Source organism: Enterobacter cloacae complex sp. ECNIH7 (genome assembly GCF_002208095.1).
Lineage (GTDB): Bacteria > Pseudomonadota > Gammaproteobacteria > Enterobacterales > Enterobacteriaceae > Enterobacter > Enterobacter cloacae_M.
In genome coordinates this window covers 4,336,154-4,356,297 of sequence record NZ_CP017990.1, presented here as the reverse complement: position 1 = coordinate 4,356,297, position 20,144 = coordinate 4,336,154, and the positions used below count along the sequence as shown (strand labels likewise).

General features: G+C 51.0%; 17 protein-coding genes. 16 read left to right on the top strand and 1 reads right to left on the bottom strand.

Annotated elements, in window-relative coordinates:
- Positions 1-664 precede the first annotated feature (664 nt).
- The 16 genes from WM95_RS21605 (at position 665) to WM95_RS21525 (ending at position 17,175) form a co-directional block, all read left to right on the top strand.
- Positions 665-3,940: a P-loop NTPase fold protein gene (locus WM95_RS21605; RefSeq protein ID WP_021242119.1), complete on the top strand. Its 3,276-nt coding sequence runs from the start codon at positions 665-667 to the stop codon at positions 3,938-3,940.
- Positions 3,941-4,144: 204 nt separating this feature from the next.
- Entirely contained in the window at positions 4,145-4,474 is a 330-nt protein-coding gene (locus tag WM95_RS21600; RefSeq protein WP_000140246.1) for a hypothetical protein, read from the top strand.
- Between the two features lie 153 nt (positions 4,475-4,627).
- Positions 4,628-6,136, top strand: coding sequence for a hypothetical protein (locus tag WM95_RS21595; RefSeq protein ID WP_223175384.1), 1,509 nt, complete (start codon positions 4,628-4,630; stop codon positions 6,134-6,136).
- Between the two features lie 201 nt (positions 6,137-6,337).
- Positions 6,338-6,541, top strand: coding sequence for a hypothetical protein (locus tag WM95_RS21590; protein WP_000050848.1), 204 nt, complete (start codon positions 6,338-6,340; stop codon positions 6,539-6,541).
- A 71-nt stretch (positions 6,542-6,612) separates the two neighbouring features.
- A complete protein-coding gene (gene yfbR / locus WM95_RS21585; protein WP_000071870.1) occupies positions 6,613-7,218 on the top strand; it encodes a 5'-deoxynucleotidase in 606 nt (201 codons plus the stop codon).
- Entirely contained in the window at positions 7,211-7,480 is a 270-nt protein-coding gene (locus WM95_RS21580) for a hypothetical protein (protein ID WP_000184110.1), read from the top strand. Before yfbR ends, WM95_RS21580 begins: the two co-directional genes overlap by 8 nt.
- 13 nt (positions 7,481-7,493) lie before the next feature.
- Positions 7,494-7,712 (top strand): hypothetical protein, encoded by a 219-nt coding sequence (locus WM95_RS21575; RefSeq protein WP_000260293.1) that lies wholly within the window; start codon positions 7,494-7,496, stop codon positions 7,710-7,712.
- Between the two features lie 73 nt (positions 7,713-7,785).
- Entirely contained in the window at positions 7,786-8,343 is a 558-nt protein-coding gene (locus tag WM95_RS21570; RefSeq protein WP_000064432.1) for a hypothetical protein, read from the top strand.
- Between the two features lie 74 nt (positions 8,344-8,417).
- The gene (locus WM95_RS21565) at positions 8,418-9,269 is read left to right on the top strand and encodes a hypothetical protein (RefSeq protein ID WP_000595210.1); all 852 of its coding nucleotides are present in this window, start codon (positions 8,418-8,420) and stop codon (positions 9,267-9,269) included.
- 457 nt (positions 9,270-9,726) lie between these two features.
- Complete coding sequence (locus tag WM95_RS21560) at positions 9,727-10,113, top strand: hypothetical protein (protein ID WP_001077335.1); 387 nt, start codon at positions 9,727-9,729, stop codon at positions 10,111-10,113.
- A 177-nt stretch (positions 10,114-10,290) separates the two neighbouring features.
- Complete coding sequence (locus WM95_RS21555; protein ID WP_000122923.1) at positions 10,291-12,018, top strand: DUF7146 domain-containing protein; 1,728 nt, start codon at positions 10,291-10,293, stop codon at positions 12,016-12,018.
- Positions 12,005-12,283 carry a hypothetical protein gene (locus WM95_RS21550; RefSeq protein ID WP_000268337.1) on the top strand — a complete coding sequence of 93 codons (279 nt, stop codon included), beginning with the start codon at positions 12,005-12,007 and terminating at the stop codon, positions 12,281-12,283. Before WM95_RS21555 ends, WM95_RS21550 begins: the two co-directional genes overlap by 14 nt.
- Before the next feature lie 72 nt (positions 12,284-12,355).
- The gene (locus tag WM95_RS21545; protein WP_000714162.1) at positions 12,356-12,595 is read left to right on the top strand and encodes a permease; all 240 of its coding nucleotides are present in this window, start codon (positions 12,356-12,358) and stop codon (positions 12,593-12,595) included.
- 246 nt (positions 12,596-12,841) lie between these two features.
- Positions 12,842-13,216: a hypothetical protein gene (locus WM95_RS21540; RefSeq protein WP_000868821.1), complete on the top strand. Its 375-nt coding sequence runs from the start codon at positions 12,842-12,844 to the stop codon at positions 13,214-13,216.
- Between the two features lie 113 nt (positions 13,217-13,329).
- Positions 13,330-14,055: a hypothetical protein gene (locus WM95_RS21535; RefSeq protein WP_000988732.1), complete on the top strand. Its 726-nt coding sequence runs from the start codon at positions 13,330-13,332 to the stop codon at positions 14,053-14,055.
- A gap of 240 nt (positions 14,056-14,295) precedes the next feature.
- Positions 14,296-17,175, top strand: coding sequence for a DUF6531 domain-containing protein (locus tag WM95_RS21525; protein ID WP_170079687.1), 2,880 nt, complete (start codon positions 14,296-14,298; stop codon positions 17,173-17,175).
- Here the strand turns inward: WM95_RS21525 and WM95_RS21520 are convergent.
- The gene (locus WM95_RS21520) at positions 17,172-20,144 is read right to left on the bottom strand and encodes a Tn3 family transposase (protein ID WP_001138073.1); all 2,973 of its coding nucleotides are present in this window, start codon (positions 20,142-20,144) and stop codon (positions 17,172-17,174) included. The genes WM95_RS21525 and WM95_RS21520 overlap by 4 nt on opposite strands.

The following is a 20,144-nucleotide window of genomic DNA, read 5'->3' as shown; positions in this document are numbered from 1 at the left end:
ACCGGTGTAAAAAACGTCAATTTTTCAAAACCGCTGTTATCGGGATAAGCTGAAAACTCCGAAGGCAGACACAGCCACGAATAATGTCAGACTTAAGCTCTGTAGCTGTCTTCTTTTGCCTGTAAATAACGTCTAGTTTGACTCTGATGAAGGCTGTACCAGGCAGAGAACATGTCACTCTCGGGGCCGGATGATAAAATGTGTTCAACTGGCTGGGCAGGGTAATAGCGAAGAACGTTCTCTGAAATTCGATTCAGCTCAGCGTAACGTGCGCTGTAGGTATGTATAATCCATTGCATCAATTTTGCATCCGTATTATTCGCAGATTACACACAAGAAGCTTAACAATGGCTGAAAGAGTGAGCAGGGATATGTAACAAAAACAAGGGCTTCAAGATGAACTGGATAAAACCGGAGCAGAGCAAGCCCTGTTCCGGTTTGTCAGGCTTTGGAATTTCTTCCAGGCCCCTGCAGCTAGTCACAACAAACACATTAATGTTTTCATTGCTTCAATTCAATATTATTGTGTGAAAGGGATTCCATCGAAATCGGCTTATGCATGCTTAAAACTAAACTGCCCCGGCTGCAGTCATTTGGTTGCTGTGGGCTCTGTACTGTGTCTAATAGTGAAAGAATCTTACGTTATAACGAAGGAAATTGCTGAATGACTCTACGATTGCAGACGGAATCACCCGCTGACCAGGATATGTTTAGAGGCAGCAGTCATGAAAAAGTTGCAGAGAATGTGGCTCAGATCATCAGGACACCTGATGTCAATATTATTGGTCTGGAAGGTGAGCTGGGTTCAGGTAAGTCAACAATATTGAAGTTCCTGCAGAAAAAGCTTAAAGATGATTTTACGTTCATTAACTTTGATGCAGAACGTTACCATCATGGCTCAACTAAAAAAGCGCTTATCGATGTCATCCACCACGGGGTCAGCCTACAATGTCCGGGCTCCCGGGATGTGTTGGATAAGTATAAAAATCTGGCTCTGGGTAACATCGTTGAATACGACAAGAGGGTCAGCAGCAGGCTAAGCTGGTTGACCGTCGTTTTTATTTTACTGTCATTGCTTTCCGTGCAGATGCTTCGTTATGTGCTAACAGACCTTAATCAATATTTTACTAACAAGGAGTCATTATTAGGGTGGCTTTTTTATGTTGAGGTGGCCGCGTTTCTTTCTCCTGCCATTATGGTCGCAGGACTGGCATGCCTGCAGAACATGGAATGGTACAGAAAGAAAGGGTATTCGAGTATTGGTGATTTGTTCAAACGCAACAGTACTGACAGGATTGAAGAGACTTGGCTAGTTAATAAGGAGGTCGGAGCTATTGAGCTGGCTGAAGCTCTGCAGGGATTTACCTCCAAAGAGGTCATTTCCCATGGAGATCGCTTCATCCTTATCATTGATAATCTGGACCGAATCAGTGCAGACAAAGTGAAAGAGCTCTGGAGTGATATGGAGCTTATTGCCGGAGCCACTCATGAACACTTCAGGATAGTGGTGCCCTATTCGGCAAGACAGGTTTCAGCCTCACTTTCTGTGGCGGGTTTCAGCGGGCGTGAGTTTATTGCAAAGCGGATTCCTGTAAGTTTTCAGGTTCCTCCTCTTATTTCGGCAGGATGGCAGGAAGCGTTAAGGCAGTACTGGAAAGAAACAGTAAATGAGGATGCAGGGATAGCGTGCCGGGAAGCAACGGTGTTGCTTGAGCGCTGGAAACCCTCTGAGTATCCTCGTATCACACCGCGATTAATGAAGAAGTTTGTTAATGATATTCATATTCTGAACCTTACCGTTCCTGCAACAGAAGATCATCGCCATATTCTTATTGCTCTCTACTTACTGGTGGTCAGATACGGGGAGCGAGATATTAAAGTATTACTTCGCGATCCCAAAGCTAGTCAGACCGAACCCGGTATTGCTCCGGATGATTTTGACGAGATGCTCTCGCTAACTTATCAACAAATATCCCGAATTTTTAATAACGATACAGAAAGATGGAGCGAATTTCTGATGAGCATCCACTATCAGTCCACGGTGGAGCTTGCCAGGAGCGAGTTGCTTGATACGCCTCTTAAAGACGCGATTGGTGCTATAAATATCCCACGGCTTGAAGAACTGACGGCCTTGTGGGGTTTCGCTGAAGCATGGCAGCGAGTGGCACCACATATTCAGATGCGAGACTGGCTGGTTTCTTATAGCCGGATGGATGAGAAGTGTCAGGCTCTCGCCGAACCGCAACTCAAAGTCGCAGTGCAAATGCTGAATCAGAGTTATGCTGTTTCACTCAGAGAAAAGAATGATGAAGGTTTCGTATTGAGTCTGCAGAAACTGATGGCTGACGGGCGGATAAGCCTAGAGCCTTTCGTCGAAAGGCAAATATCGTTTATTGTGAGTAAACTTGATGAAATTCAGGATTCAGAAAAATTGGAGGCTGAATCCACGAAGACGTTGCTGCAGGAAGCTGATTCATACTCTGTTCTGGCCGGTGAATCACTACTGAATAAAATGGAGAATTTTGTAGATGGCGTATTTTATGTGGAATACCTTGTCAATAATGAAGAGACCTTGTCAAACCTGAAAATTGGCACACTAGATATCGGAAATCACGGTCGGGAGGAGATGTTACGCTATGGAGCTGAGCAACCTCAGATAGACCTTTTTAATCCGGGAATTATCCGGCATATCAATATTGCATCGAAGGCGGTACAGAACGTAATTGGAAAGAATGATGGTACAGGTGGGGCTCAGGTTAGCTCTGCAATAATGACGCTTAAAAATCGTCAGGTTGTTGAGGACGTTATCCATTTCAGAAAAATTGTTCTGAGCCCGGACTGGAATAATAATGTTTTAAATCAATATTATCTTAATAATACGGCGACGAGGAATCTCTTCCCTGCGGAATTTGCTGCACAGGCTGTTGCTCACATGGTGCTCCATGGTAACTATGCCGGTATCGAGTCGTACAGTGAACATATTGGTGAGGAACGGTTTGACCTGGCTTTGGCTGCATATCTTCGTTATCTACGTACTGCCGAGAGTATCTTTATAGCACTTAAGGATAAAAATGTTCTGCCGTACATCAAAAATGCTGTTGGCAGGATTGTTGATTTAGGTCTTCTGGTGAATATACCTGTCCTGAGCTTTGTTAAAGGTCAGTATGACGTCATCAAAGAAGCTACAAATGCAACCTCTCTTTTAATATTTGTGCGAGAGCGTCAAAAAGCACTGTCAGAGAAAATAATTGAGTCTGATGTGAATGCTATGGGTCCAGTATTTCTCCATGACGTATATCAGTCAGGTGAGCAGTTTGATATTTTGAAGAAAAAGCTGAACGCCCTGGCATGTGGAGTATTTAGTTCTTCTGAAAGGCTTATTGAGTGTTTTACGGTTCTTCCTGTGAACATGCGCTTTATCCTTGAACAAATGCAACTTCAGGGGCAGCATATCCGGATGGAAGGTAGTGTGGGTATCTTTGCATCATGGTTCCGTGATGCAGAGCCAGACGTTGTCACAAATGCCGAGAACATTCATTTTCTGTGGTCTTGCCTCGACGATACCCAGAGAGAGACTGTACTTGATGAGTTGCACGATGTCTTACTTGAAAGACATATTCGTATTGACAGCCGTATTGCGATTATTACCCGTTTTCATAATGAGTTGTCGTTTATTGAACCTGAGAAGGCCGTTGAACGCAGGGCTATTGCGGCGCTGTTTAGCGCTTCTGTTGATAATGTATTATTGTCTCAATGGCTTGACCGTCAGACGTTTTCATTTTCATCATGGTCTCCGGAGGACGCCCGTACGGCAACGAGTTGTATAATGAATAACTCGGAGATTTTTCCTCTCATCTGCAGGAATTCACAGTATATTAAAAACAGAATGTTACCAGAGAAAGCGGACGTTACAGAAGATAGTGATACGTTTCCGGACTGAGTTCGTTCTTTAAATCCTATACCTGAAGACCACAGCGGTGGTCTTTGGGAGTTTTTTTATTGCCTGATATACATTAAGCATGTTATATCTTGCTAAGAAATAATCATTCAGGGATTAATCATAACTACTGAAGTTATGTTGTGTTCTTTTCTTTTAAAAATAAATTATTCAGATTTATTTTCTATTGATTTAATGAGGTAGGGAATGACAGAAAGTGCTTTGCTTTTGCGAGAGGCATTTAATGAATCGGTTAACTATATGACATGGTCTTTTTATTCACTGATAACTGCTTACGTTTCGATGGCTTTTTATGATAGAGTTGAGGTTAAGACCCGAATAAATAATTATCTGAATAAGTTACTTTTCGTGATTGCTATGTCCGTTTTTATCCCAAATATGTACTTTGTTTCAATGGTGTTCAGTCAGAAGTTAGGCACCGCAGCTGGCGTTGCGTCATTCATTATTGGGCTACTTTTCATGATGTTAAACTCGGCACCTGTAATTACTGGTATCGTACAGCAGCGCAAAGATTGAGTTTTATGAGTATAGTCAGTTGGGTTTTCATCTGTTTTATCAGACTTAGAAAAATGAAATCTTTCAATTCATTGATTTTAAACGCAAAAAAATTTCTAAATGATCAGAATTATAGGGTGTTCGTTTTGCCAGGCTGTTGGGTTGGATAAGTCAATGGAGACGTTGCTTGCCACGGACCCTGAAAGGCATGGCTATATGTCGGGGCTGAACCGCATCCAGCGCTACTTGGCAAAACGCCGGTACGCATGGGAAGACCGCCATCCCGTAGGTCGAACGATTTACGAGGGCGGATACATCAAAATACAGCCGGACGTTTACAGTCCTGTTTTCCTAGAACGATTGCTTCATGTCTGTTGCAGCATGGACTACATGGAGCAAAAGAGAGCTGATGAGCTGGCATACAAGCTGGCTACTGGTCAAGCAGAGGATAACGACTGGAACCGTCGAATGGCAGAGCCACAATTCCGGATCATATCGGAAGAGGCTTTAGTCCATATCGACTTCATGTGGGCCTTCCATCATTTCAATGATAAGCCTTTCCATGCCCTGGAGATTTACCACAGGGTTTGGTCGATGGGTGATCTGGACTTGCTGGAAGACGAGCCGCAGTGTGAAACCGTTCCTCAGTCACCAATTCCGAAGCCATTGTGGTTGAAGGTTGGTCGCTGGGGCGATGGTTCGCTTTCTGATGGCTTGGCCGATCCGTTAGCGGAAATGGCTTACTTTGACGGCGGGGATGACCCGTTGGCAGCGCAAGTGATCAATACCGCAGACGGAAAGAGAAGGGTGGTTTGCTTCGCAGAAGATGATGAAGTGAAAGTCGATCCCGACTCCGCTGCGTTCATCATCTGGAACGAATACCCGCGACTAAGGGAGTCTGTACTGAAGGGACATTATACGCCCGGTAGTGCAGCGCAGTTCTACCTTCGGTTCGGAGCAATCCAGCTTGCGAAAGGAAAAGGCGCTTTGTATCACCGTATGATGCAAAGAGGTCAAACCTACCACCAGATGGGCCTTACAGGGCTACAGACGATGGAAGGAATCCAACAGCGCAAGGATGTCAAAGTGCTTAGCGATGCTAAGTACAAAGATCTGGTGAAGCGAAAAATCAAGGGAAGACTGGCAACGGTACGCTGGTGGGTCAACTTGCACTTAACGTTCAAGTACCATCTGCACCACCGTACTCCGACGGGGTTGTTCATCGAGAAGCAACTTGACCAGGAAGCAATGGAAGAACAGAAACGGCATCAGGAGCGATGGTTTAACTACGTGACTGACGCGATGCTTTGTTACTCCAGCGCATTCTGTATGAGCGTCATGGAAGGGCGAGAGGGGAGCGGAAACGCCAACATTCGTCGTTACATGGCCGCGACCAGAAGGAAGGCTTATACGGCCCTCTGCGAGCTCTTGGACAATACTGACGCCCAGTGGGTGAATGATGTGGTCCAGAGTGCCGTAGGGCAGTATGAGGCGATACAGGCAGCCCTAACCGAAGGTTCCGCGCTTGCTATCTATCTCGACTGGATCAACCTACTGTCAAAACGCCATCCAGCCTCTTTGGAGCGACATGTCAGAACGATGATCAAGGCGGTTCAACGCTTACATCGCCGCGACGACACAGAGTTGCAAAGAGGACAGCAAGGCTTGTCCTTGGCCGCATAAAAAGCCCTCCTTCGGGAGGGCTTTTTCTTTTGCACCCCAAAAGGGCAATTACAGCGTTTTACCCTTTTAGGTGGCTGTCATACTCTTTGTTCATTGTCAGCGCTTGCTGGCTATAACGGTAGCTGGCCCAAAACAGCAATAACCTAACCCCTCGGGAGGAAACCCCTCCTGGGTTCTCTCCCACAAACAAAGGAGAGAAGCATGAGCCTAGACAAGTTAAGTCGGCTGGTGGACCAACAACGAAAGACCCAGGATGAAATCGACAATGAAATCATTCTGGCCGTCAAAGAGGTGTTGGCTACAAACTCAGTCGGTTTAGCCCGTGAGCTTGTTGGGGGTGTCCCGCAAGATCATCCATTCCATCCGTTTTTACTCGCTATAGCTAAGCAGCTTGACCCGAGATAACTAAGTAACCCAACCGGGTACACCAAGGCCCGGTCGGCTTTGGTGTACCTCCAACCAATTTTGGAGGCACTATGTCTAATTCAAATTTCGGCTTTCTAGCTCTGGCCTTGCGCCAACGCCTGATCAAACGCTGGTCACTGATGCACTCTGTTCAACCGGAGTCTGTGTTGGAACACAGCGCTGTTGTTACCCTGCTTTCCTACCTGGCTGGCAATATTGCCATTCAGCAAGGGAAGTCGGTGGATCTGGCAGTCATGCTTGCTCATGCTTCGTTGCATGATGCAGCCGAGGTTCTCTGTTCGGATGTTGTAACACCGGTCAAGAAAGCAAACGCTGTTTTGCAGCGTGAGTTTGAACGACTGGAAAAGGCCGCAGAGGACAAACTCATCCAGACTCTTCCCGAAGAACTCCAGGATGCAGTCGCCATAGCCTTCGCTCCCGGTGGCTATGAACAATCACTGGTTAAGGCCTGTGATACCTACTCCGCTTACATCAAGTGCAAACTTGAGGTGGCCGCAGGTAATGGCCTTGAGTTCCAGGATGCTCTCAGCAAAATGGAACGTGTTGTTGCTCAGGTGAAATCGGACTTCCCGGAAATCGACGCTCTGGACAAATGGTTTGGTAACGGACTCGGCCATTCAGTAGATAAACTGCTGGCAGGGGGTAACGATGACTAATCCAATCCCTGGCGACATCAAGATTAAGGACTTTGGCCGCGACCGGAAATTCCGTTCGGTTGATGAGCTTCAAAGCACTTTGTCAGAACAGTACAAAGGTCAGCATGTCAGCATCGTTTACCCTGCAAAGCCCAGCGGTTTACTCCGCACGGTTTTTGTCAGTGTCGATGATGCTGGTGGCGTGAATCGAACCTATGGGGACCAGTCTCCTGTCGATTTTTCTGCCATCAAAGATGACCTGTATGTACCAAGTGACCTGTAGGAGAGCACTAGCTATGGTGGTGATCATCGTAAACACAGGACACTATGAGTTTATCGGCCTTGGTGAGACCCACGGACAAGCCACAGAAGGGCTTTTGAAACGCTGGGACGAACACTGCGAACGTAATCCGGATGCTGAGTCTGGTTACATGCAGGAGCTGATAGAAGAAGGAAGCGCACAAGTTGTCGAGATGGAGCCCGGCTCCGCCGTAATTTACGGACTTGACGGCTAAGCCTTCTCAACTAACCCACTCGGGCGCATCATCCCGAGAGGGTGTGGTGCGTCCTAACCAAAAGGAATGCACTATGTCTAACTTTGAACAAGCTCTGGAGCGTACTGACGGTAAAACACTGATTCTCAGCAATGGGAGTAAGTGGGCAGGCCAAGACCCGGACAGCATTCAGACTTTACTGGATGTCCTGGGTGACAACGTTCTTGACCCGATGTTTGAGCAGTATCACTGTTATCGCCCATACCCGTTTGAACCAATGGTGAGGACGGGGCGAAATGGCGAAATGTTCCAGCCTTGGCTTGGGGCAGCCTGCTTCTTTGGGAACTTCCTGACCGTCTCTCATGTTTTCAACATCATCACGAAAGATGACGGTGTTGTTGAGGCCTTAACAGAGGCGATCCGGAAGAATATGGCGACTGAACAGTACCAGCAGAATGCCTATGAGCGTTATGCCGGTTGGTTCTACGCTGAAACCAGCGAAGGGTTAAGGCTAGTCTCTCCAAGTGAGGCTGCCGACATCCGAGCTGGCGCAGTTTCAAAGCTGCGTTACCCAAGAAACTTCGAGGTTATGAAAACTGCGGTTCTCAAAGGTCCTCGATTTGATACTGAATTAAGCCGCAAGGCTTCTTAACCCAAACATTAACCCCACGGGGGACATCGGTCCCTGAGGGGATGGTGTCTCCCTCTGAAATTAAGGAGATACCAATGATTAAACAGCATTTTCAAAACGAACTGGTTAAGTGTGGATACCCGGATGATCTGACGATTGAGTACAGTCTCGGATACTGCCAGGGGGATGGCGTAGCCTTCTACGGGGATTTGAGCGTTGATGACGTCAAAGCTCTCATGAATCGCCTATTCAGCACTGAGCCCGGCCAAGTGGATGCTGTCAGCCGCGTGAAGAACCTGATGGCACAGAAAGACATTGAGAATATGCTTTCTGTCCTCCGCGAATATGGTTCCTGTGACCTGTCCATTACTCGGAATAGTCACGGGCATCACTACAGCCATTGGAACTGCATGAACATCGACGACAACGTGGACTTCACAGGGATCTTCCCTGATGATGATTCCATGATTGGCACCGGCATTGAAGGGATTAACCAGGATATGGTCGAGCGCTGGCAAGACCTCTGGGAACGCTTTGTGCTGGAGCTGGCGGATGATGTAAAAAGTCTTTCCAAGAAGCTCGAAGCGGACGGGTACTCGCTGATCGAGGCCTCTCCATGCGAAGATGAAGTGGTTTGGGAACGGGCCACTGAAAACTACCTGGTGCGTGTTACTGAACTCCCTGAGCGGGATTTCGATATGGGCCACTGGGATGACGAAGTAAGAGACCAAACAATTTGTTCTATCCTGGAAGGGAAAGAGCGAGTGCTTGGCCTACGTGTTGAGGTACTCTCTCGTGAAAACGAGATTGTCCTGGGTGAAGAGAGTCTGCACGGCTTGACCGTTGCCAGTGATGACAAGAGCTACGCTGGCTACAGACGAGAACTTCTCCGGGGCGCTATCCAGCAAACCAGGGACTTTTTCTCTCGCCACCTCAAAGCGGCATAACAAGGCAGGGGGAAACCCCTGCTTTACTTCCCAAGTCTTCTTACTCATGGTTAAGCCATCAGTAAGCAGATTTTGTCCTCCCTGAGGGCGAAAGCGTGCGATAGCTGGTCGCCAAAAACAAACAGCAAATTAACGTTAATTTATTAATCCCTGCGGGAGTCTATCTCCTGCTGGAGATACCTCCCGTTATTTCTGGAGGTATCCATGAACAAATTCCAAGACTTTAAGTTGGTTTATCGTCAAGGTGGTCGTCGCTTAGAGCGTGTCTTTAAGGACACTCTTTACGCGAATGTGAAGCGTGTCGCTGACTCGTTTCCTCCGACCGTTCTTTGGCGCATTCAGCCAGCGTAAAACTCGGAACCTTAAAGCTCGGCTTTGGCCGTGACCTTTCAATAACCCATGCGGGTACACTTCCCCGCACGGGGTAGGTGTACCCATTAACTTTGGAGTACACCTTATGAACCAAGTAGCTAAATTGGACCTCGCCCAAATCCGTCAACAAGCCATCAATGATGGTCTGCTGGTGGACCAATCTTCCATCGGTAAACAAGCTGGTTTCCTGACCAATGTGGCAGTGACCCCGGCAATTGTCGATGGAGTATTTGGTGCAGATGGTAAGCACTCGGTAGAAGACTTCCTTTTCATGTTTTTGCAGCTTTGTGTTGCTCAAACAAAGGTCGCTTTTACCGACAACAAGAATTGGGGAAAGATTCGTCTTTATTACCCCATGCCCACTGTAGATGGCTTTTTCAAACCCACTGAGGTTGTGATTAAGTCAGATCCTGTAACCGCAGATGTCACAATCATGATGGCCTCGGAAGATGGCACTCATTTGTGCTTGTGATATTCACAAAATTCGCCTCCGTTTCGGGGGCGACCTTTTTAAACCCCTCGCCGGGGAGTTCTCCCCGGCTGGGGAGCCTCCTTGGCACATTCTCCCGGTGTCGGGGTTTCCTTAAAACCCTGGCGACGGGGGTTTAAGGAAGCCTCGATGCTGGGGTTCACGCTAAGGAGAAAACCTATGTCTTACTACAAAGCTGACACCGTTCGTGAAGCTGCAAACGGAAACTGGCTATTCATCCTGGCGGCCCTAGCGCCCCATCTTGAACCAGCTCTCCGTAAACCTGGTCGTCATGTTTCTTGTCCTATCCACGGCGGGAAAGATGGCTTCCGACTGTTCAAGGATGCCCACCTGACTGGTGGCGGCGTATGCAATACATGCGGTGCCAATCATGATGGTTTTGAGCTGCTGATGTGGCTCAATAACTGGGACTTTAAACAGTGCCTGAGCGAGGTTGGTGATTATCTGGGCGTTGAGAAAGAGCAACCCCAGTATCAACAAGCCGCTGCACCGACACGAGCTCCTGTCCAGGCCAAAGCGCCTGTTCAGCAAGAGCCTATGAAGGTGAATAACAAGGTTCTCGATTCCAAGAATCGTAAAAAATCCATTGCCGGTACTCTGATTGCCCACGGTAAAGCTCCTTATGAGCATAACGAAGACAACGAGCTCAGCTACTTTGCCTTCATCCGTGACAAGAGCGGTTTGGAACGCACCATCTGGGGCGTGGATCTTGAAAGAGCCATTGGTGAAAGTGAAGCCAAGTATGGGGATGAGATCGTCATGACAAACCTCGGGCGCGAGCCTGTAACTGTCGTCGTTGAAGTTAAGGACGAGCAGGGGAATGTTGTGAGAGAACAACCTATGCAAACGCATCGCAACACCTGGCTGGTGGAACGTCGCGGCGCTACGGTAACGCAGTTCCGCGCTCGCTCGAACGGTGGTGTTGAGCCGGTGAGTCACCATGTTGAGTCGGCCCCTGTGGTCAACCGCACGGTAGAAGCTCCGGCACCGCAAGTACAACATGCGGCCACACAACCGGAAGAGCAAAGCAGCGAAAACAAGCCGAAAGTTGTTCCGATGTTTCGTGAACAACCTAAGCCTTGGCTGCTTGAGCTCCAAGAAGAAATGGAGAAGAGAATGGAGCGCGAACGCGCTTACAGTGCTCGTCTCCGTGAGAAAATCGAGAAGGTATGGAACGAGTGTTTGCCGTTCTCCAGTCATGTGACTGAGCCAATGCGTCTGTACTTCAAAAACCGCGAGCTTCTGTTCAAGGTTGATGAAGTAGAAAAAACAGACTGTCTGCGGTTCAATCCGGCTATGGCCTACTACGACGAAGATGGCAATGAAGTTGGGAAATTCCCGGCTATCGTCTGCGCTATCCGAGATGTGGAAGGCAACCTGGTAACGCTCCACCGCACCTATCTCACCCAAAACGGTAAAAAAGCCAAGGTCGGCAACGCCAAGAAGATGATGCCCATTCCTGACGGTTTGGATGTCAATGGCGCGGCCATCCGCCTCGGTGAACCGACTGAGGGTATCCTGGGTGTTGCAGAAGGGCTGGAAACAGCCCTGTCAGCTTATCGAGTCACTCAAATCCCGGTTTGGTCAACGGTCAATGCGACCCTGATGGAGTCCTTCGAGGTTCCAGAAGGTGTTCACACCGTACTGATCTGGGCTGACAAAGATAAGTCTGTGACTGGTGAGAAGTCAGCGAACGTGCTGAAAGCCAAGCTGGAGAAGCGCGGCATTCGTGTGTACGTCCTGCTGCCTAAACTCCCGATCCCGCCCAGAGCGAAAGGGATTGACTGGAACGATGTCCTGATGAGTCAGGGAAGCCTCGGTTTCCCGAATGCTCGCTACCTGCGCGATTTCATTGCGAGAAGGAGAGCTGAGTATGGCCGTCATTGATGTCTCGAAGGTTGATACAACGCCTGGTAACGACGCGGTGTGCCCCTTTTCTCCCCCTGAGGGGTGGGAGGGGGACTCTGCGGCCTACGTTGAGCTTATGCGGTCTCGGTATCGTCATCTGATGCACGGCCAGAGAATGATGGTGACAGCCTCCTTCGCAAGAAGGGAGCCTATCCAAGTTACTGGCCCGTTTGCTGATGAAGCGACGAAGATCATTAACTCAATGAAGATGAACAAGGCGAAGCCAACAGCTTTGTCTGCCTAAAACTTTAACCCTGAGGGGGTGTTCATGCCCTCTCGGGCATGATTCGCCTCCTCTTCAACTATGGAGGTAATCATGAAAAAGTTTTTGCGTATTAAGACGTGGTTTGTGCGTCTTTTCTCTCCTGACAAGAAGACTCTGGGAGCTATCGGTGAAGACCTGCGTAAGGTCGCCGTAACAGCCATCGGTGTCGGTATTGTAGGATTGGCTGTATCTGGGGACACTATAACCGTCAAAGAAGCCGGTTTGGTGTTGGTCATTGGGGTTATCCTGTGGATCTATGGTATAATCTTAACCAAGGTCAGCAATTCCTAAGGGGGTCAAATGGACGCTTTCACATTAGGCATGTTGGGGTTGCTCATTTTTTTCACTGTCGTCACTGGCGGCAGTCTGTATCTCTACCATGAGAAACAGAAGGAAAAAAAGCATCACAACGCCTAAAGAGTAACTGCGATAATGAACGTAAAGGCCAGCAATAGCTGGCCTTTTTTTATACTTGCAGTTTGAAGTGTTACATGTCACGATGAAGTTGGTGTGACATGTAACGGTAAAGGTGTTTTTTTGAAAGTATCCAATGAAGATGCTCAGGCTACGGCGATCTATCTCCTCAGAGCTGCTTCGCGCCCAGCTTTCTGGCGTGACGTCCCATTCGATAAGAAACTTGAAGCCGTGGACAGCCTGAACAGCATGGGGCGATCACCATCAGAACTCACTGAATGGATTAATAAATATCTGACAGCAGAGCAAATCAATAAACTCGGGACATCAATTAGGCAACGTCGCAGAAGGGGATATGGTGTTGGTAAAAGCATAACTATAAGCGATAAAGCCCACAGGATTTTGAAGCGGTTGGCAGAAGTCGATGGTTGCAATTTGTCAGAAGTGATAGAGAAACGCCTAGCCCGAGCTTATAAAAATACTTGGGACCACAAATAGAGTGGCACTAGGGGTTGCATTTTTAAAACCCGTGGTAGCATCTAAATGAACCCTAACGAATAGGGGTGCTGGCGGCGATGCCGACCATTATCCCGATAATGGAGAAATAGACCATGATGACACTGACTACTGTCTCGAAGAAAACTTCTAATAATTCAGCCCTTGTATTCTGGCGCGTTGGTACAAAACGGAAAGGCATCCTTGATGTTCGTATTGATTTTGACAACGAGGAGGCAGATCTTTTGGCTGAGCTCGTAGCCATTCGCTATCTGGCGCTGGACAAACAGGTTTTTTGCAGAGAGCCAGGTGCTGGTGCTGGTTACAAGCTGGTGGTATCCAAAGGTGCGATTAAAAAGCTGGCGCTGGGCAAATCCACCAAGGAGTTTGCATTCAAGTTTGCGGCTTGCCTCACTGGACGTTTAAAGGGCGCTACTATTGAAGTTTCGCAGAGCATGGAGTTTATGGATGAGCCGGGTGAGGGCAACGTTGAGCTCCTCGATGTGGACAAGCAAGCCTATACTCAAACCCATGACGAAATCTCTACACCGGCCATTGGTCCCGTCCTTGTTACTCAACATGCCATCGATCAGTATCAGGCCCGGATAACCTCTGGAGACCCTAAAAAACCGTGGGCCTCACTCGTTGGTCGCCTCCAGCATCCAGAGTTACAGGTTCAACCCTTTGACGAGAAAGTGGCTCGCCATAAAGCCAGAAAGTATGGCCGCGTAGATAACGTGGAAGTCTGGGGCCATAGAGATTCCAAGTTCAAGTACCTGATGGTGATCAACGACGACAACCAAAAACGTGTTCTTGTCACAGTGTTTGAGCGAAATGAGTAACCTGCTTCTCATTTGTTCTGAATACACAACCTCTCCAAATCACGTATTCATACCCTAAAAGGGCAAAAACGCAGTCGTTGATAACGACTCTCCCACCTGAAAATAGCTCCAGCATAAAAACTGGAGCTGTAAATGAGATCGAGACCTTCCCTTTTACTGATGCGAAACCTGCGGTCATTGGCCGTTGTGGTGCTCGCAACTTTGCCATGCGTTGCTTTTGCACAATGGCGGGTTGTAGCCGTGAGCACCGAAGTAGACAAAATGCGCTTCAACACCATCATAGACGCGCATTCCTTCATGAAGAATTATCGCTCTGGTGAGGAGCAAGGGAAGGGAACGCCAGTTGGGGATGCGCTTTATCCGGTTGCCAGTTATGGTGATGGCCGTTATGTCTCCAGGATCTGTTTTAAGTATCTAGGTGCTACTGGCGATTATGACCCCACTACCTGCACTGGCGACCCAGCTACGGTCTACTGGCGCTCAACCTATGTTCTGCCGGGTGAGATGGATAAAACACCGTTCCTGGACAGGGATCTCGGCTTACCAACAACGACCATGTGTGTAGGGAACCCTATCCATCTTGGCACCGGCAACAAGTTCCAGGCTGAACTGGATTATCAAAGCGGAGGCTCCGACCCTTTCACATTCACCAGATACTACAATAGCCACCTTCCTGATGAAGAGCTCGGCGGCTGGCGGCATACCTACTCGCGGAGCGTCGAGGTCAACGCCTCGAAGTACGGTGAGAACATGGTTGTCCTGCACCGGCCAGAAGGGCAACAACTCGCGTTCTACAACTCGTCCTCTGTCTGGGTGCCAACATGGAAAACCGATGATACCTTGACGAAGGATGCTACCGGCTGGCGTTACACTCAATCTGACGGGGTAGTCGAGGCCTATGATGAAACCGGACGACTGACCGGCATCGAGAAGCCCAACGGCAATCACATCACCCTGAGCTATCTGAACGGAGAGCTATCCTCGATCACTGACGGCTTTGGCCGCAACATCCAGTTCCAGCATCAAGATGGCCGCATGGTCAGTGTCACCGATCCTGCTGGTGGCAGTATTCAGTACCAGTACAACAGCGCTGGCAAGCTGGCGGAAGTGATCTACCAGGACAATACGAGCCGCAGCTATCTCTACGATGACCCGAATGCACCGGGTTTGCTCTCTGGGCTGGTGGACGAGAACGGCAACCGTTTCGCCACATGGGGATATGATGCTCAGGGGATGGCAGTTCTAAGTGAACACGCCGGGGGCGCAGAGAAGACTCAGGTAAGCTACAACGCTGACGGAAGCGTCTCTGTCACCAACGCCCTCGGCCACGTTCAGCGATATACCTACAGCCGTCACAACGGGATGCTCAAGCCTGATGTTGTTGAGGGTGCGCCGTGTACCGGCTTTGTGGGAGGCAAGGAAACCTACGTCTACGACAGCAAAGGCCTCGTCTCCAGCATTACAGATCGTGCTGGACAGAAGCGCACGTTCACCCATAACGACCGGGGATTGGAAACCACCCAGATAGACCAGGATGGGGGCAAGGTTACGACCGACTGGCTTCCTTCCAAGTCGCTCCCTGCAAAAATCACGGAACCAACCAGGATCACTGAGCTTACCTACGACACTCATCTCCGGGTGATAAGCCGCAAGGTCACAGATCGCAGCTCGGGCGCTTCCCGGACATGGACCTACACCTATGCCCCTGTTGGTACAGGAAAGCCGAGCCTGTTGGCCTCGGTTGATGGTCCGCGCACCGACGTCAGCGATGTTACGACATTTGACTACGATGACCAGGGCAACCTGATCCGGACAACAAACGCGCTGGGGCAGGTGATGCAGTTTGGTGACTACGACGCGAACGGTCGCGCCGGGACCATTCAGGGCGTCAACGGTGTAACCCAAACCCTCACCTATGACGCCAGAGGAAGACTTGTCAGCTCCACTGGACCAGAAGGAACCACGGCCTACAACTATGATGCTGTGGGCCTCCTGAGCTCGCTGACTAAGCCAAATGGTGCAACCGTCAGCTATGAGTACGACGCTGCACATCGGCTGGTGGCGGAAACAGATGCACAGGGCAACCGGCGCGAGCTTGAGCTCAATGACCTCGGGAACCCAGTAGAAGAGCGACTGCTCGATGCGCTGGGCCAGACCCGTTGGATAGAGCGCCGGATCTTCAACGAAATCGGCTGGCTCTCCAGTGTCTCCGACGCCTATAGCAATCAGTCATCGTTTTCCTACGATGTGGTGGCAAACCTGATACAGGAGACCAGTCCCTCTGGTAACACACACTCCTACAAGTACGACGGCTTCCATCACCGGACACAAACGACCGATCCACTCGGGAAGGTCACGCAGGTGCTCTACAAGGATACCGGCGATGTTTACCGTGTCTCCGACCCTCGTTCGCGCCTGACCTACTACAGCTACAACGGCTTTGGCGAAGTGACTCAGGTCCGGAGCCCGGACACCGGCACCACCGACATTACCTATGACGAAGCCGGTAACGTGGCAACGCGCAAGACGGCCAAGGGACAAACCACAAGCTACAGCTACGACGCGCTGAACCGGATCATCGAGGCATCCAGCGGTGTCGCTGGCGAATCGCCAATTCTGTACGGGTACGACGAAGCAACCTCACCATACGGCATGGGCCGCTTGACCTCAGTCGATGATGGCAACGGTGTCCGGAGATATGGCTATACACCCGAAGGATGGTTGGCTTACGAGACCTGGGAAACCCACGGGCAGAGCCTTACTACCCAGTACCAATACGATGGTGCAGGCCTCATCACGAAGATCACGTATCCCAGTGGTCGTGAGGTTTCCTACACCCGTGATTTAGCCGGTGACGTCATCGAGGTGGCAACGACACAAGCAGGCACCACAACAAGCCTGGCAAGCCAGATCGAGCGAGCGCCCTTTGGCCCCGTCACCAGTATGGTCAGATGGAACGGCATTTCAGAAAGTCGCTCTTTGGATCTCAATTACCGAGTCACCGGCATCGACGCTACTAGAGTGCATTCGCTGGTCTATCGGTACACGCCAGACTCGTTGATTTCAGCCATAGACGACAATCTGGGGTCGTCTCAGAAAACGGAAAATAAAGCACGCTAAGCCGGTGGCAGCGGTCGCAATGGCCTAAACTTCCCCGCACCGACCTTGGCGCTGCTGCGCCATAGGTAATCGCCGGTCAGGTTGATGTGCTCCCACCCCAGCGGCGACAGATATTGCAACAATGTGTCGTCCAGCGCCGTGCCGTTGCCACGCAAAGCACTGGTGGCACGCTCCAGATATACCGTGTTCCACAACACGATGGCCGCCGTCACCAGATTGAGGCCGCTGGCCCGGTAGCGCTGCTGCTCAAAACTGCGGTCGCGGATTTCACCCAATCGGTAGAAGAAGACCGCCCTGGCCAGCGCGTTGCGCGCCTCGCCCTTATTCAGCCCCGCATGGACGCGGCGGCGCAGCTCCACGCTTTGCAGCCAATCCAAAATGAACAGCGTGCGCTCGATGCGCCCCAGCTCGCGCAACGCCACGGCCAAGCCGTTCTGGCGCGGGTAGCTGCCGAGTTTGCGCAGCATCAGCGAAGCCGTTACCGTGCCTTGCTTGATGGAGGTGGCCAGCCGCAGAATTTCATCCCAATGGGCGCGTATTTGCTTGATGTTCAGCCTGTCGCTGCTAATCATCGGCTTGAGCGCGTCATAGGCGGCATCGCCCTTGGGGATGAATAGCTTGGTTTCGCCCAAGTCACGGATACGCGGCGCGAAGCGAAATCCCAGCAAATGCATCAAGCCAAACACGTGATCGGTGAAGCCTGCCGTGTCGGTGTAGTGTTCCTCGATGCGCAAGTCCGACTCGTGGTACAGCAGGCCATCAAGCACGTAAGTTGAATCACGAATGCCCACGTTGACCACCTTGGCACTGAAGGGCGCGTACTGGTCGGAGATATGGGTGTAGAAAGTCCGTCCTGGACTGCTTCCATACTTCGGGTTGATATGACCAGTGCTTTCTGCTTTGCTGCCGGTTCTGAAGTTCTGGCCGTCCGACGATGACGTGGTGCCGTCACCCCAGTTGCCGGCGAAGGGTTGCCGAAACTGCGCATTCACCAGCTCGGCCAGCGCCGTCGAATAGGTTTCATCGCGGATGTGCCAGGCTTGCAGCCAAGACAGCTTGGCGTAGGTGGTGCCAGGGCAGGACTCGGCCATTTTGGTCAGACCCAGGTTGATCGCGTCGGCCAGGATCGTCGTCAACAGCAAGGTTTTGTCCTTGGCCGTGTCGCTGGTCTTCAGGTGTGTGAAGTGGCGGGTGAAGCCCGTCCATTCATCGACCTCCATCAGCAACTCGGTGATTTTGAGGTGCGGCAGCAGCATAGCTGTCTGGTCGATCATGGCTTGCGCGGCGTCTGGTACTGCCGCGTCCAGCGGCGTGATCTTCAGGCCTGACGCGGTGGTGATGATGGCATCCGGTAAGTCGTTGGCCGCAGCCATGCGGTTGACTGTGGCGAGTTGCGCCTCCAACAATTCCAACCGGTCATGCAGGTATTGGTCGCAGTCGGTGGCCACTGCCAGCGGCAATTCGCTGGCCAGCTTCAAAGTGGCGAACTTCTCGACCGGCACCAGGTATTCGTCGAAGTCCTTGAACTGGCGAGAACCCTGCACCCAGACATCACCGGAGCGCAGCGCGTTCTTCAGCTCCGACAGGGCGCATAACTCGTAGTAACGCCGGTCGATGCCGTCGTCGGTCAGAACCAGCTTTGCCCAGCGCGGCTTGATGAATGCGGTTGGCGCATCGGCGGGCACCTTGCGCGCGCTGTCGCTGTTCATGCCGCGCAGCATGTCGATGGCATCGAGCACACCCTTGGCGGCGGGCGCAGCCCGCAATTTGAGCACGCCCAGGAACTGCGGCGCGTAGCGGCGTAGCGTGGCATAGCTTTCACCGATGTGGTGCAGGAAATCAAAGTCGGCAGGCCGCGCCAATGTTTGCGCTTCGGTGACGCTGGCGGCGAAGGTGTCCCAGGGCATAACGGCCTCGATGGCGGCGAACGGATCGCTGCCGCTTTGCTTGGCCTCAATCAACGCTTGACCGATGCGCCCATACATCCGCACCTTGTCGTTGATCGCCTTGCCGGAAGCCTGGAACTGCTGCTGATGCTTGTTCTTGGCCGCGTTGAACAGCTTGCCGATGATGCGATCGTGAAGGTCGATGATTTCATCGGTGACGGTGGCCATGCCTTCGATGGCCAGCGCTACCAGCGTGGCATAGCGTCGTTGCACCTCGAACTTTGCCAGATCAGCAGGCGTCATCTGGCCACCTTCACGAGCGATTTTGAGCAGGCGGTTCTGGTGAACCTGCCGCTCGATGCCTGCGGGCAGATCAAGTGCTTGCCAGGATTTCAGGCGCTCAATATGTTCGAGCATGTGGCGAGAGTTCGGTTTGGCAGGCGACTGGCGCAGCCATGCCAGCCACGTCACTTTACTGCCGTCCTTGCGCTTGAGAAGTTCGTCCAGGCGCTGACGGTGGGGTGATAACAAAGAATCGGTCAGCGCCGCGTAAATGCGTCGGTTGGCACGGGTGATGGCCTCGGCGCTTGCGCGCTCGATGGCATTCATGGCGGGCAGGATAATGCTCTGCCGCCGCAGATTCTCGACAAGTGCGCTCGCCAGCACGATGCCTTTGTCGGTCTGCAAGGCCAGCTCGGTCAATGTATGCACGGCTTGCCGATAGTGGCTCATGGTGAAGGGCTTGAACCCAAAAACCGTTTGCAGCTCGACCAAGTGCTCCCGCCGTGTCTGTTCGCGCTGGCCGTACTCGCTCCAACTTTCCACTGGCATCTTGAGTTGCGCGGCCACCATGCGCAACAGGGGCGGAAACGGAGGCTCATCGACGCCCAAAAAGGTGCCAGGGAATCGCAAGTAGCAAAGCTGCACAGCGAAGCCCAATCGATTCGCGGCGCCGCGACGCTGACGGATCACCGACAGGTCGGTTTCGTTGAACGTGTAGTGCCGTATCAGTTCGTCTTTGGCATCTGGCAGTGCCAGCAGGCTTTCGCGCTCGGTGGCGGACAGGATTGAGCGGCGTGGCAT